The sequence below is a fragment of the Virgibacillus sp. genome (assembly GCF_013393565.1).
GTDB lineage: Bacteria > Bacillota > Bacilli > Bacillales > Amphibacillaceae > Virgibacillus > Virgibacillus dokdonensis.
This window is the reverse complement of record NZ_JABXHF010000074.1, coordinates 1-18,919: the sequence shown is the minus strand read 5'-3', so window position 1 is coordinate 18,919 and position 18,919 is coordinate 1. Positions and strand designations below refer to the sequence as shown.

18 protein-coding genes are annotated in these 18,919 nt (G+C 37.3%); 2 read left to right on the top strand and 16 right to left on the bottom strand.

Translation table 11 applies throughout. The annotated features are described in order from the left end of the window. The 11 genes from HLX49_RS14165 to hpaB all read right to left on the bottom strand — a co-directional run. Window positions 1-882, bottom strand: an 882-nt coding sequence (locus HLX49_RS14165; RefSeq protein ID WP_296362685.1) for a TRAP transporter large permease, incomplete at its 3' end; no start/stop codon positions are given. Continuing rightward, complete coding sequence (locus HLX49_RS14160) at window positions 872-1,360, bottom strand: TRAP transporter small permease (protein WP_077704790.1); 489 nt, start codon at window positions 1,358-1,360, stop codon at window positions 872-874. The genes HLX49_RS14160 and HLX49_RS14165, both read right to left, overlap by 11 nt. A gap of 16 nt (window positions 1,361-1,376) precedes the next feature. After that, entirely contained in the window at window positions 1,377-2,408 is a 1,032-nt protein-coding gene (locus HLX49_RS14155; protein WP_077704793.1) for a TRAP transporter substrate-binding protein, read from the bottom strand. Between the two features lie 157 nt (window positions 2,409-2,565). Further along, complete coding sequence (locus HLX49_RS14150) at window positions 2,566-2,955, bottom strand: 5-carboxymethyl-2-hydroxymuconate Delta-isomerase (RefSeq protein ID WP_077704796.1); 390 nt, start codon at window positions 2,953-2,955, stop codon at window positions 2,566-2,568. Between the two features lie 12 nt (window positions 2,956-2,967). Further along, window positions 2,968-3,738 (bottom strand): fumarylacetoacetate hydrolase family protein, encoded by a 771-nt coding sequence (locus HLX49_RS14145; RefSeq protein ID WP_077704799.1) that lies wholly within the window; start codon window positions 3,736-3,738, stop codon window positions 2,968-2,970. Beyond that, window positions 3,735-4,517 carry a fumarylacetoacetate hydrolase family protein gene (locus HLX49_RS14140; RefSeq protein WP_237342748.1) on the bottom strand — a complete coding sequence of 261 codons (783 nt, stop codon included), beginning with the start codon at window positions 4,515-4,517 and terminating at the stop codon, window positions 3,735-3,737. Before HLX49_RS14140 ends, HLX49_RS14145 begins: the two co-directional genes overlap by 4 nt. 100 nt (window positions 4,518-4,617) lie before the next feature. Continuing rightward, complete coding sequence (hpaI, locus tag HLX49_RS14135; protein ID WP_237342749.1) at window positions 4,618-5,538, bottom strand: 2,4-dihydroxyhept-2-ene-1,7-dioic acid aldolase; 921 nt, start codon at window positions 5,536-5,538, stop codon at window positions 4,618-4,620. A gap of 257 nt (window positions 5,539-5,795) precedes the next feature. Beyond that, on the bottom strand, window positions 5,796-6,776 hold the full coding sequence (gene hpaD / locus HLX49_RS14130) for a 3,4-dihydroxyphenylacetate 2,3-dioxygenase (RefSeq protein WP_077706915.1): 981 nt from the start codon (window positions 6,774-6,776) through the stop codon (window positions 5,796-5,798). 16 nt (window positions 6,777-6,792) lie between these two features. Beyond that, window positions 6,793-8,265, bottom strand: a complete 1,473-nt coding sequence (hpaE, locus tag HLX49_RS14125; RefSeq protein ID WP_077706916.1) for a 5-carboxymethyl-2-hydroxymuconate semialdehyde dehydrogenase — start codon at window positions 8,263-8,265, stop codon at window positions 6,793-6,795. A gap of 99 nt (window positions 8,266-8,364) precedes the next feature. Continuing rightward, window positions 8,365-8,841: a flavin reductase family protein gene (locus HLX49_RS14120; RefSeq protein WP_077704802.1), complete on the bottom strand. Its 477-nt coding sequence runs from the start codon at window positions 8,839-8,841 to the stop codon at window positions 8,365-8,367. 154 nt (window positions 8,842-8,995) lie between these two features. Continuing rightward, complete coding sequence (gene hpaB, locus HLX49_RS14115; protein WP_077704805.1) at window positions 8,996-10,447, bottom strand: 4-hydroxyphenylacetate 3-monooxygenase, oxygenase component; 1,452 nt, start codon at window positions 10,445-10,447, stop codon at window positions 8,996-8,998. 332 nt (window positions 10,448-10,779) lie between these two features. On the opposite strand from hpaB, the gene HLX49_RS14110 reads away from it, so the two are divergent. Further along, the gene (locus tag HLX49_RS14110) at window positions 10,780-11,664 is read left to right on the top strand and encodes a LysR family transcriptional regulator (RefSeq protein ID WP_101934126.1); all 885 of its coding nucleotides are present in this window, start codon (window positions 10,780-10,782) and stop codon (window positions 11,662-11,664) included. Between the two features lie 12 nt (window positions 11,665-11,676). Here HLX49_RS14110 and HLX49_RS14105 read toward each other — a convergent pair whose 3' ends face one another. Then, the gene (locus HLX49_RS14105; protein WP_101934127.1) at window positions 11,677-13,032 is read right to left on the bottom strand and encodes an MFS transporter; all 1,356 of its coding nucleotides are present in this window, start codon (window positions 13,030-13,032) and stop codon (window positions 11,677-11,679) included. A gap of 249 nt (window positions 13,033-13,281) precedes the next feature. After that, window positions 13,282-13,878: a lysophospholipid acyltransferase family protein gene (locus tag HLX49_RS14100; RefSeq protein ID WP_077704813.1), complete on the bottom strand. Its 597-nt coding sequence runs from the start codon at window positions 13,876-13,878 to the stop codon at window positions 13,282-13,284. 482 nt (window positions 13,879-14,360) lie between these two features. Between HLX49_RS14100 and HLX49_RS14095 the strand changes: the two genes are divergently transcribed. Beyond that, window positions 14,361-14,987 carry a metal-dependent hydrolase gene (locus HLX49_RS14095; RefSeq protein WP_101934128.1) on the top strand — a complete coding sequence of 209 codons (627 nt, stop codon included), beginning with the start codon at window positions 14,361-14,363 and terminating at the stop codon, window positions 14,985-14,987. Between the two features lie 149 nt (window positions 14,988-15,136). Here HLX49_RS14095 and tkt read toward each other — a convergent pair whose 3' ends face one another. The 3 genes from tkt to HLX49_RS14080 are packed head-to-tail and all read right to left on the bottom strand — an operon-like array spanning window position 15,137 to window position 18,842. Next, complete coding sequence (gene tkt / locus HLX49_RS14090; RefSeq protein WP_101934129.1) at window positions 15,137-17,137, bottom strand: transketolase; 2,001 nt, start codon at window positions 17,135-17,137, stop codon at window positions 15,137-15,139. Window positions 17,138-17,180: 43 nt separating this feature from the next. Continuing rightward, window positions 17,181-18,539 (bottom strand): PTS ascorbate transporter subunit IIC, encoded by a 1,359-nt coding sequence (locus HLX49_RS14085; RefSeq protein ID WP_077704822.1) that lies wholly within the window; start codon window positions 18,537-18,539, stop codon window positions 17,181-17,183. 21 nt (window positions 18,540-18,560) lie between these two features. Further along, on the bottom strand, window positions 18,561-18,842 hold the full coding sequence (locus HLX49_RS14080) for a PTS sugar transporter subunit IIB (RefSeq protein ID WP_077704825.1): 282 nt from the start codon (window positions 18,840-18,842) through the stop codon (window positions 18,561-18,563). Between the last annotated feature and the right edge of the window lie 77 nt (window positions 18,843-18,919).

The following is an 18,919-nucleotide window of genomic DNA, read 5'->3' as shown; positions in this document are numbered from 1 at the left end:
AGCTCCAATCAGAATAAAGAAAATATAAGCTGTTAATTTTACAGATTCGTGAAAAGCCAGTTTTAGACGGTGCCAATTCATTTTTCTAGAAAGCAAGGAAAAAAACAAAGCACTGATAGCTCCTACTCCAGCAGCTTCTGTGGGGGTGAATATTCCTAAGTATATTCCTCCAATACTAATCAAAAAAAGCGCTGCAAAGGGCCACATGCGTATTAGCGTGGTCATTTTTTCCGTTGTTAAAGCGCTTCCTTCTTCTCTAGCAGGGGCTAACGTAGGGTCTCTACGCACAAGAAAAACTACAATCAATATAAATAGGAGCAATTGAATCATTCCTGGAATAATACCAGCAATAAGCAGTTCTCCACTAGGTTCTCTCGTTTGAATGCCGTATAAAATCAAAATCACACTTGGAGGAATAAGAATGCCTAAAGTTCCTCCTGCTGCCACACATGCTGTAGACAAGCTTGGCTTATAACGATATTTTTCCATTTCAGGTAAAGTGATTTTCGATACGGTAGCAGTTGTAGCATTTAAAGAGCCTGATATGGCTGAAAAAATAGCTGCAGAACAAATTGTTGCCATGGCTAAGCCACCTTTCCAATGACCAATCCAGCTATCGACAGCTTTGTATAAATCTTTCCCCATGCCTGTATAAGAAAGAATCATACCCATCAAGATAAATAATGGAATAACGCTTAAAGAGTATGAACTTGCTGTATCAAAAGGCGTTCTACCTAATTGAGAAAACGCCACATCCCAACCACGAATAAGTGTTGTTCCGCTTAGAGCAATTATAATTAAAGCGATGCCTACAGGTATTTTTAATAACAACAGGACAACTAATCCAATAATTCCTATCATTCCTATCATTTCAGGAGTCATTTATGAACACCCCCTTATGCATATAACGTATAGCGTGTAGCAGGGCTGATAATGCGAATAAACTTAATCCAATAACAGCTACCCAAGCAATAGGATAAAGAGGAATAGTAAGATCTCCGGTGGTTGTATTGGCATTGTATAGACGAATTGCGTATTCGCTAGTACTCCATCCTATTAAAACCATTAAAATAAAGGTGAGGATATGAATGATGGCATGTAAAACCAATTGCATTCGCTTTGGAAACCGTTCGAAAACAAAGTCTATGGAAATATGTTCTTCTTTTACATGTGTATAAGCAATGCTTAAAAATATCACCATTGATAAACCAAGTTCCGTAAAATCAACGGTACCTAATATAGGTTTATTCCACATCCACCTTGATAAAACATCTATGGTAATACATATAGCCATCATAAACAAAATACATTGAGCTAGCCTATGAGAGAATCTTGCAAGTTGTTCTATCCATCTTTTCAATTGTACATCACCTCTTTTAACGTAACTCTTCTTTAAGTTCTAAAGCTCGACGGTAAATTTCCCTGCCTGGATATCCTTCTTTTTCCATTTCTTCTATCCATGTCTCAAATACAGGTTTTAAGGCTGCGTTCCATTCACCTATTTGATTTTTATCTACCTCATACACTTTCGCACCGCTCTCTTCCGCTAGATTTCTCCCTTTTCTCCCATCTTGATCAAAAACTTGGCCGCTTTTTATCGCTGCTTCTAAACCAGTGGATTCGTGTATCATTGATTTTTCCGATTTTGAAAACTGTTCATACTTGTGTTTGTTCATGACAGCAAAAAAAGGCGTTGTTGAAAAGTTTCCTATAGTAATATAGTTTGTTACTTCATGAAGGTTGTAATTATATAAAGCTTCTAACGGAATCATTGCTCCATCAATGACGCCTCGCTCCATAGATTCATACACATCTCCCATTGGCATAGATACAGGGACGGCACCTAGCGCTTCTAATATTTCATTTGCTAATGGAGAAGGTGATCGAATACGTAACCCCTTTACATCCTCTGGAGATTTTATTCGTTTTGTTTTCGTCACTAACTGAGCAGGATCTGCGGTGAATAAAAATAATGGAACGCTATCATCATGTTGCTTTTGAATACTAGGAAATTCATTAAATAAATGTTCTATTATTTTTGACCCGTGTACTGCTGACTCTGCAAAAAATGGTAATTCCAGTATAGAAACTAAAGGAAATCTTCCAGGTGAATAGCCATGAACGCTTAAGGCAATGTCTGCCTCTCCAGTGACGGCCATATCATACTGTGATCCTGCATTCCCTAATGCATTAGAAGGATATAAATCATATGTAATCGAATTATTCGATTCCTCTGTCCATTCATCGCCAATTCCTTTCAGAATATCCGTTTGAATGGGGTGGCTCCCAGGTAAAAAATGTGAAATAATCAAATGGTGATCCGATTCGGTTAAAGCTATTCCTTGAGAACAAGCCGATAGAATAAATAACCATACAAATCCTATAAGCAGATAGTGATTTCGCAACATCCTATCACCTCAAATTAAAATTACTAAGCAAATAAGATCGTTCAAAACAAAGTTCGGTGTGCCGCGTTGCAAATGCAACAAATCAACTAAAGATTATGGACAAATTTCTGCTAAACCCGTCCACGTCTTGTGGTGGGTTTAGCAGAAAGCAAACAAATTATTTTTCTTGTATATAGCGATGATGAATATTGTTTAATTTGTAGGTTGGAAGAGTAAATTCATATAATTCTAGGGAAATGGCTAAATACTTTTCGTTATATAAAGAAGCTAAATAGTTTGTCATCACCGTAAACAAGTCATTGCATAATAATTTTTTTTCCTCATCTGTCCTCCCTTTTCCAAGTTTTAAAGTTGCATGAACAAACGCATCATCCTCTGTACCATCTGCGATAAGATATTCTTCTAATGCAATTGCTCTAGAACGAAGTCCACCTATGGGGATTAACTCGCGATGGCATAATAACACCTGATGAACCTGTTTCAATAAATCAGGGATATTTATTTCCTTTCGAATATTGGCAGTATATTCGATGATTAAATGAGGCATGCAACTTCCTCCCTACTCGTTTTTAAAGTTTGTTAACGCTTCTTCACTTACAATCGTATTCATTAAACGCCCAATCCCTTCAATTTCCGTGATAACCTCATCTCCCACTACCGTATCAATGGACCCTTTTGGTGTACCTGTTAAGATAATATCTCCTGGATATAACGTCATAAAACTACTCAAATATTCAATGAGTTCTTGTATGCTTAGAAGCATATCTCCTGTACAACCTTGTTGTGTTTGTTTTCCATTAACAAACGTTCGTAAAGTTAAGTTCATCGGATCCTTTACGTCTTCTTTGTCAACAAGCCAAGGACCAATCGGTGTTGCAGCATCACGGTTTTTCACACGTAGGTTTGGGCGATAATAATTTTCTAAGTAATCTCGAAAGGCATAATCATTTGCTACAGTATAGCCTCTTACATAGTCATAAGCCTCTTCCTGCTTTATATTCTTTCCTTGTCTACCTATTACTACTGCTAATTCACATTCATAATGCATAAACGTCACATCATTTGGGCGAACAGTCTTTCCATTATGACCAATTAAAGTGTTTGGGCCTTTAAAAAAGACTAGCGGTTCCTTTTGAACTGCTGAAAATGATAGTTCTTTCGCATGATCCGCATAATTTAAGCCTAATGTAAAAATTGTATTCGGTTGTACAGGAGGTAACCAAACTACTTCATTTTCCTTGACTAGCTGACCATCAAGTAGTTGAATATCATTCTCTGTCACAATGGCTTCTTGTATACTTCCTTCAAATGCTACCCGTGCATACTTCATATTCTTCCTCCTGCTGGTAGTGATTCCGTTACTATTGTATTTTCAAGTGTACCTACCTTTTCAATTTCTATTTGTACACCATCATTCGCTTTTACCCGTGGAGGTTTCTCAGGTATACCTACTAATAATACATCTCCTTTTGCAAGTGTCATAAACTCAGTTACATCACAAAGCAATTTTTCTACGGATCGAATCAATTGATTTGTATTACTACGCTGTTTAACTACTCCATTAACGAGAACACGAACCTCTAAGTTATTAGGATTACCTACTGCGGTTTTATCCATAATCCATGGCCCAATTGGACAAAAGCCATCTCGTGCTGTTTCCTTTACCGCTGGACGATAAACACTATCATGCGGAATGCTAACATCATTGGCAATCGTATATCCTTTAATATAATCTAACGCGTTAGCTTCCGTTACTTTCTTTGCCGTTTTTGCAATCACAATCCCTAATGCAGCACCTATTTCCACCGCGCTTTCAGGGCAAGGTATAGAAGATGCTGTTGCAGCAAATGTATTCATCGGTTTTATATAGAGAATGGGTGCCTTAGGTGGCTTTTCATAGGGTGCTTCATTCATAGCTGGCTTTAATTGCTCATATGCACCATGGTAGTTTAATAATGTCCCGTATACAGTTCCATTAATAGGAATTTCAAATGGTACTTGATCTGCTTTATAGGTGGTATTCCCTATCATAATCGTTTGCTTCCTTAAATCCACTCTTCCTTCTTGTAAAGGCCCTACTCCTGACAACTTCATATAAATTGTCTGCACTATTTTCACCCTTCCTCACTCGTTGCATTAAAATGACATCATAACGTAAGCAGGATTCGAAAAAAGTTGTTATTTTCAAATATATTTAAGATGAAGAAGCCTACGTTTGCTGCAACACCTTTCCATAGTCCATTAAGGTTTCATATATTTCGTTCTGTAATTTCTCAGAGGGAACATCCATTGGCAAACGTAATACTGGTTCAATTTTCCCCATCATGCCAAGCGCTGCTTTAACGGGAGCAGGATTCGTATCTTTAAATAAAACATCATTTAACTTCATTAGTTCAAAGTGCAAATTCTGCGCCTGTTCAACATCCCCCTCAGCCCAGGCATTATGCATATCAGCTACTTTTTTCGGCTCGACATTCGACGTTGCACTAATTGATCCTGCTCCACCAATTGCAAGCATAGGATAACAAAGCAGTTCAATACCTGAAAACAGCATAAAATCTCTTCCACAATGAAGCAATACACGATTTACATGCTCAAAATCTTTATTCGATTCCTTAACACCAATAATATTAGGACATTCTTCCCTTAATCTAGCTAATGTTTCCACTTCCATATTGACAGCTGTCCGACCTGGTATATTATAGACAATAATCGGTATGTCTACTGCATCAGCTACGGTTTTAAAATGCTTAAATAAAGCGTGCTGATTTGGTTTATTATAGTACGGAACAATGACCATAGCAGCATCTGCACCAATCTCTTGAGCTTTTTTCGTTAGGTACATCGTTTCTTCATGATTCGTAGAACCTGTTCCAGGAGCGAATGGCACTCTTCCACGAATGGCTTTGTGAGCGTTTTCCATTACGTAAACACGTTCTTCTAAAGTAAGCGAGCTTGGCTCTCCCGAAGTTCCCGTAACAGAAATAGCATGTGTTCCATTTTGAAGTTGATAGTCAATTAATTCTGTTTGTTTTTCATAATCTACTTCATAATTTGCTTTAAAAGGCGTAATTAACGGGGTAACAGACCCTCGTAATCGTTGCTTTATATTCTCATAGTTTTTAACCAAATGAATCATCCTTTCCTATTGTTTTCGCATCTAGTCAAAATGAATAACATACATCTTTTATAAATAATCACCACAGATGGTAAGCGTATGACCTAAACCTTTACATAATTAGGGAGCTACCATCTAACATCTGATTACAATACGCTTGTATTAGGATGCTTACAGCTTCTCCCCTTACATGGAGAATAAACAAAAAGAATCAAGACGAAATGAAATGAGATGAGATGCTGATGAAATTCTTGCACACTTTTTTCATGCTACATGATAAATTGCGGCTTACTTTTTTTCAGTTTAGGCTGCTGTAATGCTATTTTTTGACCGGTTTGTATATCTAAAACGTCTGAAGCTTCATCAAACCAGCTATCTGGAGCTTCATGTCCCCAAAAGGTTTGCCGCATTGGATCATCCAAATCCCATTTTATAGGTTTGAAATCAGGGTCACTCGTTAAATAATCACCATTATATAATTCGATTCGGTGTCCATCTGGGTCTCTCACGTATAGGAAAAAAGCGTTCGAAAGCCCATGGCGACCAGGTCCTCTTTCTATATTGGTGCTATATCCTGACGCTGCTAGCACATCACATCCATCAATGAGGCTCATAGGATCTTTTAACCAAAATCCAATATGGTGTAAACGAGGGCCTACTCCATTCATAAATGCAACATCATGAACAGATGGCTTACGATGAAGCCATGCTGCCCATATTTTTTGATGCTCCCCTACTGTGTATTCTGAACAGGCAAAATCTAGTTTGTGCAAATAATAGTGGTAAGCTGTTTCGACATCGCGCACCATACAGTTAAAATGATCAATTCGTTGAACTTTTGCACCAGTGTGCAAATCATACCGTTGTAAGAGTCGCTCCACTGTCTCCATTTCTGCATAAAATTCTATTGGAATACCTGTTATATCCTGCACACGAATTGTTTGACCAACAGCAGGCTGTTCTCCTGCTTTGATCCGCTTTACTTCTCTTCCTTGACGCCTAAAAAAACTTTCAAGTTCATCTATATCTTTTTCTGAGGTCACTTTGTAACTAATTACTTCCACAGCTGGCTCTTGTTTCTGTTTTAACCATAAGCTATGATGATTATGCTCTTCTAAACCACGAAGAAACAAATTTCCATTATCAGTATCCGTGACGACAAATCCAAGTTTTTCGTAAAATAAACGCGACTTTTCTATATCGGTAACATGTAAGACAGCACGACCGGCACGTATAATATTAAAATTCACCTTCATCAAGCCTCCTTTATTTACCAAATTGCGGAATATAGTGATCCTTCAATGCAACATGAATAATCTGCGTTTCTGTATAAAAATCAAAAGCGTAATGTCCACCTTCACGCCCTATACCACTATGCTTTGATCCTCCAAATGGTGTCCTTAAATCCCTTACATTTTGAGCATTAACCCATAACATTCCTGAATCAATGGCTTGAGCAACCCGATGCCCACGCTGTATATCCTTTGTCCACACATAACCTGCAAGCCCGTAGCGAACATCATTAGCTAAATGAATTACTTCCGCTTCATCCGTGAATGTCATCGCTGCTATGACGGGGCCAAAAATTTCTTCCTGAACGATACGCATATTATTTTTCGCATGGAGAATTAAAGTCGGTGGAACATAGTTTCCCTCACTATTCCTTGGTGCATGACCACTTATTACTTCACAACCTTCTTCTTTTGCTAAATCCAAATAGCTCCGCACATTTTCATAATGTTCTTTATGAATTAACGGTCCTACTTGTGTATTTTCATTAAGCGGATCTCCAACTTTTATATTGAAAATTCGTTCTTTTAACTGTTCAATAAATGTGGAAGCAATACTTTCATGTACATAGAGACGTGAATTAGCTGTACAACGCTCCCCATTGAAAGAGAAAATTCCCCATGTACAAGCATCTAACGCTCTTTCTACATCTGCATCTTCAAACACTATAATCGGTGACTTGCCACCAAGTTCCATCGAAAAACGCTTCAAGCTATCCGCTCCATTTTTCATAATTTCTGAACCTGTTGTTGTTTCTCCAGTGAATGAGATTAAAGGCACATCAGGGTGTGACACCAGTGCTGCTCCAGCTGTTTCTCCATAACCATGAACAACATTAAACACACCATCTGGCAACCCTACTTTATCTATAATTTCCGCTAAACGATTCGCTGTTAACGGTGACCATTCTGCTGGCTTTAACACGACAGTATTTCCAGTAGCAAGTGCAGGTGCAAGCTTCCAAGTTTCTAACATAAATGGTGCATTCCAAGGTGTAATTAAACCAGCTACTCCAACAGGCTTATGAATGGTGTAATTTAAAAATTCATCGTCTACTTGATATGCTTCTCCAACCATCCTTGTTGCAACCATCTCTGCATAAAAACGGAAATTATATGCTGCTCTACTTACCATTTTCTTTGTCTGACTTATTGGCAACCCCGTATCAAATGACTCGAGTGGCGCAATTTCGTCAATATGTTCATCGATGACATCGGCAATTTTATAAATATAAGCCAGCCTTTCCTTTATTTTTAATTGTCCCCACTCACCGTAAAATGCTTTTTTAGCAGCATCCACAGCTAGATCTATATCCGCTTTATTCCCTGACGCTACTCGATTGATTGTTTGATTGGTAAATGGACTAATATTTTCAAAGACTTCCTCCTGAACTGTAGTAACAAATTTTCCATTAATATAATGCGGAACATCCTTTACTTGTTGCTTCATTTCTAAATGTTGTTCTGTTATTTGATTTTCCATGCTTATCCGCCCCTTTGTAAACATTCTGAATATAATATATCTGTACTATATGATTTTTACTACAGATTAATTTACGTATTCTGCAGGCTCATATTTTCCATACTGTCCCTTATAAAAAGTTAACGGGCTGCCTTGATTAGACTCCATTGCTATTACTTTACCAATAAAAAGGGTATGATCCCCTACTTCAAAAGCCTGCTCCACTTCACAAACAACGGAAACAAGCGCATCTTGAATAATTGGGACAGAATGAAAGATTTCAAATGGTATTTCCTCGCATCTTTTAGCTTGATTGGCAAAATGCATGGATATATCTTGTTGCGTATCTGCTAGGACATTAACTGCAAACTTATTAGATTTATGCAGTTTTGTTAACATGTTCGCTCGATTATCTATCGATACTGTAATTAATTTCGGTTCTAAGGAAACGGACATAAATGCGTTTGCTGTCATACCATGGATCTCTTCTCCTATTTTAGTTGTAATTACAGTAACTCCGGTTGCAAAGCGCCCCATTGCATTTCGGAAAGCTCTACTATCCATAAGATTTAACCTCCTTTATGTTATTGAAGCTTTCTTTTCCCTTACTTTAAATTTCTAATTTATTTATTTTTTGACTACTTTAGAAAAACTTGGCTTGTCGCCAAGTCTTATGGCGAATGGCGTAGTTTTTCTTATACTATAAACCTATAGACTTTTATGCTTTCCTATAGTGTAAAAAATCACTCACTTGCGCTTTATAAGTTTGTTTATCATACTTATCAAAATAAGCCATTCCCATCTTAATTGGGTCACCAAAGAAATAATATTCATAATGGGTCTGCCTGCTTCCAAACGCGCTCATTGTTAAGTCCCACGCTAAGCGAAAGATCTGTACACGCTCATATCCTTGCACATTTTTCCCTTGCATCGCACGGTGAAGAATAGGTCCAATCTCCTCATTTTCAAAGTCAGCCTGTGTTGGTATCCCCATCATTCCAGATGCTCCCAAAATTCGAATGATTTCTGCCATCCGTGGATATACACGTGGGAACCAATTTCTAGCTGCATCGAGCGCCGCAAAGTCCGGTGTCATCATTCCCCATTTATCGAGCTTAGCATTATGTTCTGCACGGAATAAATGTGACTTCATCGTTTCTAATGTAAGGATAATTTCTGTCCCTTTATCTTTCACGTGCTGAAAGCCATCAATACCGATAGAATCCATTAATGTCAGCACAACACCAAGTAAAAATTCTGTTTTTGCAATATCTTTTATGACTACTTGATGCGTCATATGAACGACAGCATTCGTTTCACCAAATGCACGATTACAAATGGATGAATTCTCCAGCACAAAGATACGATCCCATGGTACTAATACATGATCAAAAGCAACGATTGTATCCCCTTCTTCAAACTGTTGGCTTAACGGGTGATCGTATGAATTATCACTATAGACAAAAGCTTCACGGCTTAAATATTTTAGACCTGGCGTATTATTTGGGATTGCAAAGGCTAAGGAGTAAGGGTCATCCAACTCACCTGATTTTTTAACTGTTGAAGGAAAAACTAAAATCTCATCCGTGATCGCTCCTTGTGTTGCTAACAAACGAATACCATCAACAACGACTCCATCATCGTTTTTCTCTACAACATGTAATGCTACATTTGCGTCCTTTTGCTTTGCTTGTATTTTTGCCCGGTTAACTTGAGGATGAATTAGTGTATGCGTCAAACTAATATCATTTTCCCGAGCAAACGCTGCATAATTTCTAGCGTTTTCAGCAAACATCGGATCTCCTTCAGCATAAAATTCACTTGCCTGCCCCATTGCCATGACATCCGCATTTAAATAGTCAGGTGACCTTCCCATTAACCCCTTTGTAAAACTTTGCCACTCCATAATGGCCTCTCTACGCTCCATTAATTCATCTATCGTTGTCGGCACCATAAATGTTTTACTTACTTGATCACCTGTTGTTGGTGATGTATAGAGCATTTTCTCTGGCTTTTCATATTGGAGATCATATAGCTTTGCCATAGTTTGAGTGACATTTTTAAAGAGACGATGCTCTGTTACATCTTGAACCCTTTCTCCCTGGATATACACATTATTATTTGCTTCCTTTAAACGTTGAATATACTGTTGTCCTGTTTTAGCTGGCATAGTTTTCCTCCTTTAATAATAAGCGCTTACATTTTTGTCTGCTACATATTTCTGAATAATTCTTTTAATTAGAATAATAGCATTATTTCTGCTATATTCATATTATCTATTTCATTAACAAACTATATAAAATTTATATACCAAAGCTTCATAAGACATACATGATCTTCTGTATTTAAAAGCTAGGTTCTTAATCGAAGCACAATCTTGGCGCTTTTTTACGAGTGAGGAGGGTCAAGCATGTAAACAATTTTGAGTAGCAAAACAAATAAAATGGTAAAAATAATGGGCGAATAATAACGCCTAAATATATTATACAAGGAGTGCTAAAATTGGATTTAAGACAATTAAGGTATTTTCAAACAATTGCAAAAGAAGGACAAATCACGCGTGCAGCGAAAAAATTGCATATAGCTCAGCCACCCTTAAGTCAAAGCTTAAAAGCTTTAGAAACCGAATTAGGCGTCAAATTAATGGAGCGTAATGGCAGGAAAATGGAATTAACAGAGGCAGGTAATATTTTATACCAAAAAACAATTCACCTGTTTGAGTATGTGGAAGATACCTGCATAGAGGTAAAAGATACAGCAGCAGGTATAAAAGGAATACTATCCATTGGTTGTGTAAAAACATGCTTTCCGCAAATACCAAAAAAGCTTAAATATTTTCATAGGAAATATCCGAATGTTCATTTTCAGCTCAAAGAAGGTGATTCTTACTTGCTTGCAGAAGAACTGATCCAGCGATCCATTGATCTAGCAATTGTTCGCTTACCTCTTGATATGAGCCTTTTTGCTAAACAGTCTCTTCCTAGTGAAAACTACATAGCTGTCATACCGGAAAGTTGGTCTACTACTTCAACCGCCAAAACCATTACAATGAAAAAATTAAGTGAGTTGCCATTACTACTATTACACCGTATCCACGGACAAGGACAATATGAGTTAATTCTTGAACAATTTGAAAACCACCGTTTATCACCAAAAATTATTTGTGAGTGTCCAGATGTGGACATGATCTTGCAATTAGTAAGTGAACAGGTAGGAGCAACTATCATTCCAGAATTGACGCTACAAAATCATCCATTACGTGGTTTGAAACAACTACCTATTAAAGATCATTCCTTCCCTTCTTACTCAGCGATCATTTGGCTAAAAAATCGCTACTTACCAAAAAGCGCCAAACGTTTTATTGAACTATTTACAGGTGATAAATGAAATGAGGAAGAACTATGAACGGGCTTTATACATTAATTTCCCTGGAAGTTTTAACATCATAAAAAATACAAAAACGGAAAAAACAAAACAAATAATGGCAACCAAATGTAATGTTTCATGGCTCACTTGATCATTTAGCGTTACACCTAGCAAACTAGAGGATAAGATTGCTCCCATATATCTGCTCGTTTGAAATAAACCAGAAGCTTGGCCTGTATTCTCAGGCCTTACATTTTCATATAGCGCTGTCTGCATCGATATATTGTTAAAGCCATTACTAGCGCCTAAAACACTCATAATCATAAGTAGCCAACCAATGGGGGAGCTTTCATGATACGTTAACAATAAACCGGTTCCAATGACGAGTAAACCAATTCCAATTAAAGCAGGTAATTTCGAACCTACCTTATCAATTAAGCTTCCTGCTAATGGTGCAATGATAACGCCAAACCCTGCAAGTGCAAGCATCAAAACGCCCGTTTTTGCTTCGTTATACGCTAGAGCTTGCTGCATAAAAATAGGAAAACCAAAAAAATAACAATAATATATCAGGTTGATGCCCGTAAATTGCACATACACTAACGTTTCTTTTGTATTTTTTCTTAAACTATTTACATCCATAAATGGGGCATTGTGCTTAGCCTCAAAACGGTAAAACAGCACAGCAGTTGCAATACAAATAAATAGTGTCCACCAACGGATATCCCCTTCCTCCAACGAAAGCAAAAACAAAATAAAGCATGTTATTGATAAAATAAACAAACAAATCCCTAACAGGTCTATCTGTTTTATCACTAATTTTTTATTCGTCGCAGGTAAAATAAACATAGCTAATATAAATGACACGATAATAAATGGAAAGTTGATAAAGAAAATAGCTTGCCAATCCCAAGAATGAATGAAAAAACCGCCAATAGAAGGACCAAAAGCTGCCGATGTAGAAGCGAAGATTGATAAAATCGCCAGCGCCCGCCCTTGTCCTTCTGTAATATGCGTTCGTATCATGCTCATCCCACTCGGGAATAAAGTTGAGCTACCAATCGCCTGCAATGCACGACAAGCTAATAAAATTGGAAAATTAGGAGAAAACGGGGCCAGTAAGGATGCAAAAGCTACAAGCGTCAACCCTGTTAAAAATAATCGTTTAGCTCCAAACATATCACTTAATTTTCCCATTACTGGCTGTCCAGCTGCGCTTGCTAAATAAAAAATAGAAATTAACCATGATGCATGGATAAATGTTAAAGCAAAATCCGCCTGCATACGTGTAACCGCAACAGATATCATCGATGAATTTAACGGGTTCAGTAATGTTCCTAATCCAATTGTAATAATAAACAGCCAACGCTTTTTGTTTAATTTCTTCATCAAACCACCAATTCATATGTATAAAGCCTTCTAACTATGAGAATTCAGAAGTAGTCTTTGGCTCTATTTTTAATACTGGAAAAAGGTGCCGTATGCGTCCCACTTCAAGAACTAAAAAATAACAGCACCTACATCCCCTTTTTCGTAAGAGGCATTTTTAGATCATACCCTTAGGTACTAATAATCAGTGTAGGGATAAAAGAACTCACTGATTGAAGATTCATGCGTGAATTTTACCTTAAACGTAACTTATTCCATTTCTCTAAGTTGCGTTTGCAAATCATGTAAGGATTTTTCCAACTTTTCCATCATCACTTCCATGCCTTGTTTAAGCGGCAAATCTTCAGGCATATAGATAGGTTGTCCAAAAATAATTTTAGGCTTTACTCGTTTGAAAAGATCAGTAAAATTATTGGGACCTTGATAAGCCACTGGTAAAATCGGCGCTTTCGCATACCCAGCCATTGTAACCGCTCCTCTTTTTAATGGTACTTCTTCACTTGTTCTTGTACCACTTGGAAATACACCGACGATTTCACCGTTTTTCAATAGTTTTCTTGGGGTTTTTATTGCACTTGGTCCTGGGTTTTCCCGATCAACAGGAAACGCATGCAACTGTTCCATTAGCCATTTCAAAAATGTCGACTGAAACAACTCTTTCTTAGCCATATAATGAATTTGTTTAGGTAACATACTAACGCCCAGCCATAAAATATCCACCCACCCTGAATGGGTACAAGCGATAACAAAACCACCTGATATTTCCGTATTTTCCTTTTGATAAACCTTTATTCTGCCAAACAAACTGAGAATTATTTTTAATGCATAAGTGCAAAAATTGTACATGAAAGTTGCCTCCTTCTTACTATTGATAGTATGCGTTTATTTTAACACATAGTTTTAATATCTGGTACTAATTTTTTCTTTCTTCACTCTACTAGCATACACATACTTACATCATCCATTCGCATAAGTCCCTTTCTTCTCTCCTAGTTTATCGTGCAAAACTATATAGAGAGATTTCACTTATAGACAAGTCTTTCTGGTGATGGTACGCCGTCAAGCCTAAATATTTCATACTTTTCTATAGCTTAAAAAAGGAGGCGTAATTTTCGTGCTTCCCTTATTACATATTACATGCCCATCTTTTGTAGAAGATATATACGTAAATAATTGTATACAAAACATTTTTATAACAGTTATCAACTTATCGACTAAACAGAACATACATTTTGGTGTACAATGGTAAAAGTGCATTTTAGTAACTGAATTTTCGTCAAGAAACATTTCAGTACTTTCCACAACAACTTAGAAGGAGGCCTATATTTATGAATGGTACAACACATGCAGCAATTGGAACGGTAACTGGCTTTATAATTGCAAATAACTTACAAAGCCCTCCTGCAGAAACAGCTTTACTTGTTAGTCTTGGGACAATTTCAGCATTAATTCCAGACTTAGATATTGATGGGAAATTACGAGGTAAGATTACCCTATCGCATAAACTGTTTCGAACAATTGCTCAGGTTATCGGTGTTTTACTCATTATTTACAGCTTTTATGAAGGAGTAGGAATGAAGCAATGGATTGGGGCTGGGAGTGGGTTTGCTTTGCTTTCCATCTCTATTCGCCTTAAACAAAAACATATGCTTACCATAACCGGAATAGGTGTTATTATTGGTGGACTTGCATTGCAAGAACAGTGGCTGCTATTTTTAGGAATTTATGTTATTATTGCTTCTTTCGTAGCACATAGAAGTTATACACATTCCCTTGTCGGTCTTTTGTTTTTTGGATTTATTGCCTATTATTTAGATCAATCACTTCAGATCAAAGGGGTATATTATTCATGTTTCATTGGCTATATAACACATATCATTGCTGATAGTAAATTTTTACCCTTTAATAAACGTGGTGTGAAACTGTTCTTACCATTTTGGAATAAGGAGTTTTAACTCCTTCGCTTATTCGTAAGACTAAAATAATTAAAGTTCTAAAATCCAACTTATTGTATATTGAACCTTTTTTTGATAGGACGAAATGAAATTTGATTAAAAAGTAGGGGATACTTTTACCTTAAAAGTATCCCCATGGAACCATTTGTTTATAATAAGTTTTTAAAGTTGGCTACGACGTTTTCTACAGTAAACCCGAATTTCTCGATCACTTGGTCTCCTGGTCCAGAAACGCCAAATGAATCAATGCTCATTACTGCACCATTACATCCCGTATATTCCTTCCAACCAACCTTAGAACCCATTTCAATGGATAAGCGTGTTTGTAAATGCGAAGGTAATACACTTTCTTTGTACTCTGCTGACTGTTTATCAAATAGATCCCAAGATGGCATACTGACAACATTCACATGGATATCTTCTTCAGCAAGCTTTGCCTGAGCCTTCAAAGCGAGGTGAACCTCTGATCCTGCAGCAATTAAAATGCCTTCTGCTGTTTTTTCAGCTTCCGATATAACGTAAGCTCCTTTTGGAACACCTGTTACTGCCTTTTCCCTTGTCTGTCTTAAAGTCGGGACGCCTTGACGACCCAGTACGAGAATGGTTGGACGATCCTTTTGTGTTACGGCAATTTTCCAAGCTTCTTTCGTTTCATTTGCATCGGTAGGCCTTAATACTGTAATGTGAGGCATCGCTCGAAAAGAGGCTAAATGCTCAACAGGTTGGTGAGTTGGTCCATCTTGTCCAACCGCCACACTATCATGGGTAAACACAAAGGTTACCGGTTGCTCCATCAAAGCGGACAGTCGAATAGCTGGTCGCAAGTAATCCGAAAATACAAAGAATGTACTGACAAATGGTCTTAAATAATGACGTGCCATTCCATTTGCGATAGCACCCATAGCAAATTCTCGAACACCAAATGAAATATTTCTACCAGCATAATTTTGTGATGTTAAATCAGGAAATGATTGTAACCTTGTTTTCGTTGAAGCATTTAAATCTGCAGATCCACCAACTAGTTCTGGAAAATGCTCTGCTAAAGCTTGCTGCACTTGACTTGCGGAAGCACGTGTTGCATTTGCCTCACCTTCTTTGTAAACAGGCAAATTGTCTTCCCAGTTTTTTGGTAAATCACCAGCGATTAATCGCTTTAATTCAGCAGCAAGCTCTGGATACGCTTCTTCATACTGCTTAAATAATTTATTCCATTGCTCTTCTTTTTTGCTTCCATTCTCTAAAATACTACGAAAATCTTCGTATACTTCTTCAGGTACATGGAAATCTTCTTCATAGTTCCATTTATAAAACGCTTTTGCACGTTGAATTTCTTCAACACCAATTGGATCACTGTGTGCATCACTTTTACCTTCAATAGTAGGAGCACCATAACCAATTTTTGTTTTAATTTCGATAATCGTTGGGCGGTCTTCATCCGCTTTCGCTTCTTTAATTGCTTGTTCAATTGCTTCTATATCATTACCATCTTCAATATAAAGATATTGCCAATGGCAAGATTCAAACCGCTGTTTGATATCTTCTGAAAACGATAACGCTAGTTCACCATCTAAACTAATGTCATTAGAGTCATATAAAACAATTAAACGACCTAATTTTAAATGTCCTGCTAAAGATGCTGCTTCATAAGAAATACCTTCCATTAAATCGCCATCACCACAAATAGTATAAGTGTAATGGTCAACAATTGGATAGCCTTCTCGATTAAAAGTTTCAGCTAAATGCCTCTCAGCTAAAGCTAAACCAACAGTAGCTGGTATTCCTTGCCCAAGTGGACCTGTAGTAATTTCCACTCCTGGCGTTACCCCAAATTCTGGATGTCCTGCTGTTTTACTACCTAATTGTCTGAAGTTTTTCAACTCATCTAAAGATAGATCGTAACCAGCTAGATGTAATAAGCAGTAATGTAGCATAGAACCGTGACCAGCCGATAAAACAAAGCGATCTCGATTGAACCATTCAGGGTTTTTAGGATTCATATTCATGATTCGTTTCCATAGGCTGTATGCCATTGGGGCTGCTCCCATTGGCATACCTGGATGACCATGTTGCGCACGTTCTACCGCATCAATCGTTAGGGTACGAATGGTATTAATAGATAAGTTTTCAATGTTGTTTCCTGATTCCGTCATAGATGACTCCTCCAGTTCATTTTTTCTTGTATTATTTTCCTATCTAAACGTTTTTTGTTGCTTCTTTTTTCTTACCAAAAGGGATAAGCATTAACCCTAGAATGACAATTAAGCTAATAACGATTGCAATTGGGCCTGCATAATTTGCTAATGTTCCAAAGAATATACCGGATACACCAAAGTCAGCATCAGAGAAGGTTGTATTGGCAAAACCTAGCTCTCCTAGGACTGGAAGTAAAAATATTGGTAAAAACGAAATAATAATTCCGTTTACAAACGAACCGGCAACAGAACCTTTTATACCACCTGTTGCATTACCTAAAACACCAGCTGCTGCACCTGTGAAAAAGTGTGGCACAACACCAGGAAGAATAATGGTTGTACCTAAAACAAACATAATCCCCATACTGAATATCCCGCCAATAAAACTACTGAAAAAACCAATTAACACAGCGTTCGGCGCATACGTATAAATAATCGGAACATCAAGAGCTGGTTTTGCATTTGGAACAATTTTCGTAGAAATCCCTTTAAATGCTGGAATAATCTCTGCTAACACGAGGCGAACACCTGATAGTATAATAAACACTCCAGCCGCAAAACTACCACCTTTCATCAAAGAAAACACGAGGTAGTTTGTACCATCACTTAATTCAGCTTCAATGAATGCGGAACCTGCAAAAAAAGCAACAATGATATACATAACAATCATGGTTAAAGCAATACTTACCGTACTATCGCGTAAAAATCCAAGTCCTTTTGGAAAATCAATATTTTCTGTGGAATGTTCTTTGCTTTTTTTGAATAATTTTCCAGTTAATCCGCTAATAGCATACCCTACCGCACTAAAATGTCCTAAAGCGACATTATCATTACCAGTAAGCTGTCGCATAAATGGTTGTAAAATGGCTGGAGATAGCGTCATAATAATACCTAACGCAACCGCACCTGCAGCAATTAATGGTATCGTATCAAATCCTGCTACAGCCATTATTACGGCAAGCATACAAGCCATATAGAGTGTGTGATGTCCAGTTAAGAAGATATATTTATATCTTGTAAATCTGGCAATGAGAACGTTAACAATCATCCCGAAAAACATAATGAGTGCTGTATTTGTCCCATATTCATTCAACGCCAATGCAACGATGGCCTCATTATTTGGTACTACTCCTGACACATTAAATGCTTCTTGGAACATGGCACCAAATGGAGAAAGGCCTTGTTCTAGTATTCCAGCTCCAGAAGCAATAACAATAAACCCAACGAATGTTTTAATAGCGCCTTTCATGATTTCTGACAAATTTTTTCTTTGCGCTAATAATCCAATTAGTGCAATGGCAGCAACTAAAATGGCTGGCTGACTTAAAATATCGACTAAGACACTTAAGAATTCATTCATGGTAGTCATCCTTTCCTCGTATTAAATTAGATTTTTTTCTTTTACTACTTTTGTTACCTTGTCCCTCAACTCATCCATATCTATAATATTATCTAACACGATTACTTCACCTAAATGGGCACCTCCCTCAGCAATATCTTTTGCTAAAAAGAATACATCTGCGTCTCCAGGCGTTGCTGAACTTAAATCAGAATGCGCCACTTCAATACCCGAGACACCTAACTCTTGTAAAATTTGTTGAATATTCATTTCCACCATAAAACTTGTTCCTAATCCTGACCCACATACTGCTAAAAATTTCATTTGGTCCTTCTCCTTTTTATTTAATAATTTCCATGACTTCTTTCGCTTTTTGCGCTGCTTTTAAAGCTTGGAGTGTT

What these genes read in the sequence shown, in the direction of transcription:
- HLX49_RS14085 (WP_077704822.1), bottom strand. Translation starts at nt 18,539, where the DNA reads ATGAATGAATTCTTAAGTGTCTTAGTCGATATTTTAAGTCAGCCAGCC.
- tkt (WP_101934129.1), bottom strand. Translation starts at nt 17,137, where the DNA reads ATGACGGAATCAGGAAACAACATTGAAAACTTATCTATTAATACCATT.
- hpaE (WP_077706916.1), bottom strand. Translation starts at nt 8,265, where the DNA reads ATGAAGCAACAAGTAAAGGATGTTCCGCATTATATTAATGGAAAATTT.
- HLX49_RS14080 (WP_077704825.1), bottom strand. Translation starts at nt 18,842, where the DNA reads ATGAAATTTTTAGCAGTATGTGGGTCAGGATTAGGAACAAGTTTTATG.
- HLX49_RS14095 (WP_101934128.1), top strand. Translation starts at nt 14,361, where the DNA reads ATGAATGGTACAACACATGCAGCAATTGGAACGGTAACTGGCTTTATA.
- HLX49_RS14155 (WP_077704793.1), bottom strand. Translation starts at nt 2,408, where the DNA reads ATGTTGCGAAATCACTATCTGCTTATAGGATTTGTATGGTTATTTATT.
- hpaB (WP_077704805.1), bottom strand. Translation starts at nt 10,447, where the DNA reads ATGCCAGCTAAAACAGGACAACAGTATATTCAACGTTTAAAGGAAGCA.
- HLX49_RS14100 (WP_077704813.1), bottom strand. Translation starts at nt 13,878, where the DNA reads ATGTACAATTTTTGCACTTATGCATTAAAAATAATTCTCAGTTTGTTT.
- HLX49_RS14145 (WP_077704799.1), bottom strand. Translation starts at nt 3,738, where the DNA reads ATGAAGTATGCACGGGTAGCATTTGAAGGAAGTATACAAGAAGCCATT.
- HLX49_RS14120 (WP_077704802.1), bottom strand. Translation starts at nt 8,841, where the DNA reads ATGGATAGTAGAGCTTTCCGAAATGCAATGGGGCGCTTTGCAACCGGA.
- HLX49_RS14150 (WP_077704796.1), bottom strand. Translation starts at nt 2,955, where the DNA reads ATGCCTCATTTAATCATCGAATATACTGCCAATATTCGAAAGGAAATA.
- HLX49_RS14105 (WP_101934127.1), bottom strand. Translation starts at nt 13,032, where the DNA reads ATGAAGAAATTAAACAAAAAGCGTTGGCTGTTTATTATTACAATTGGA.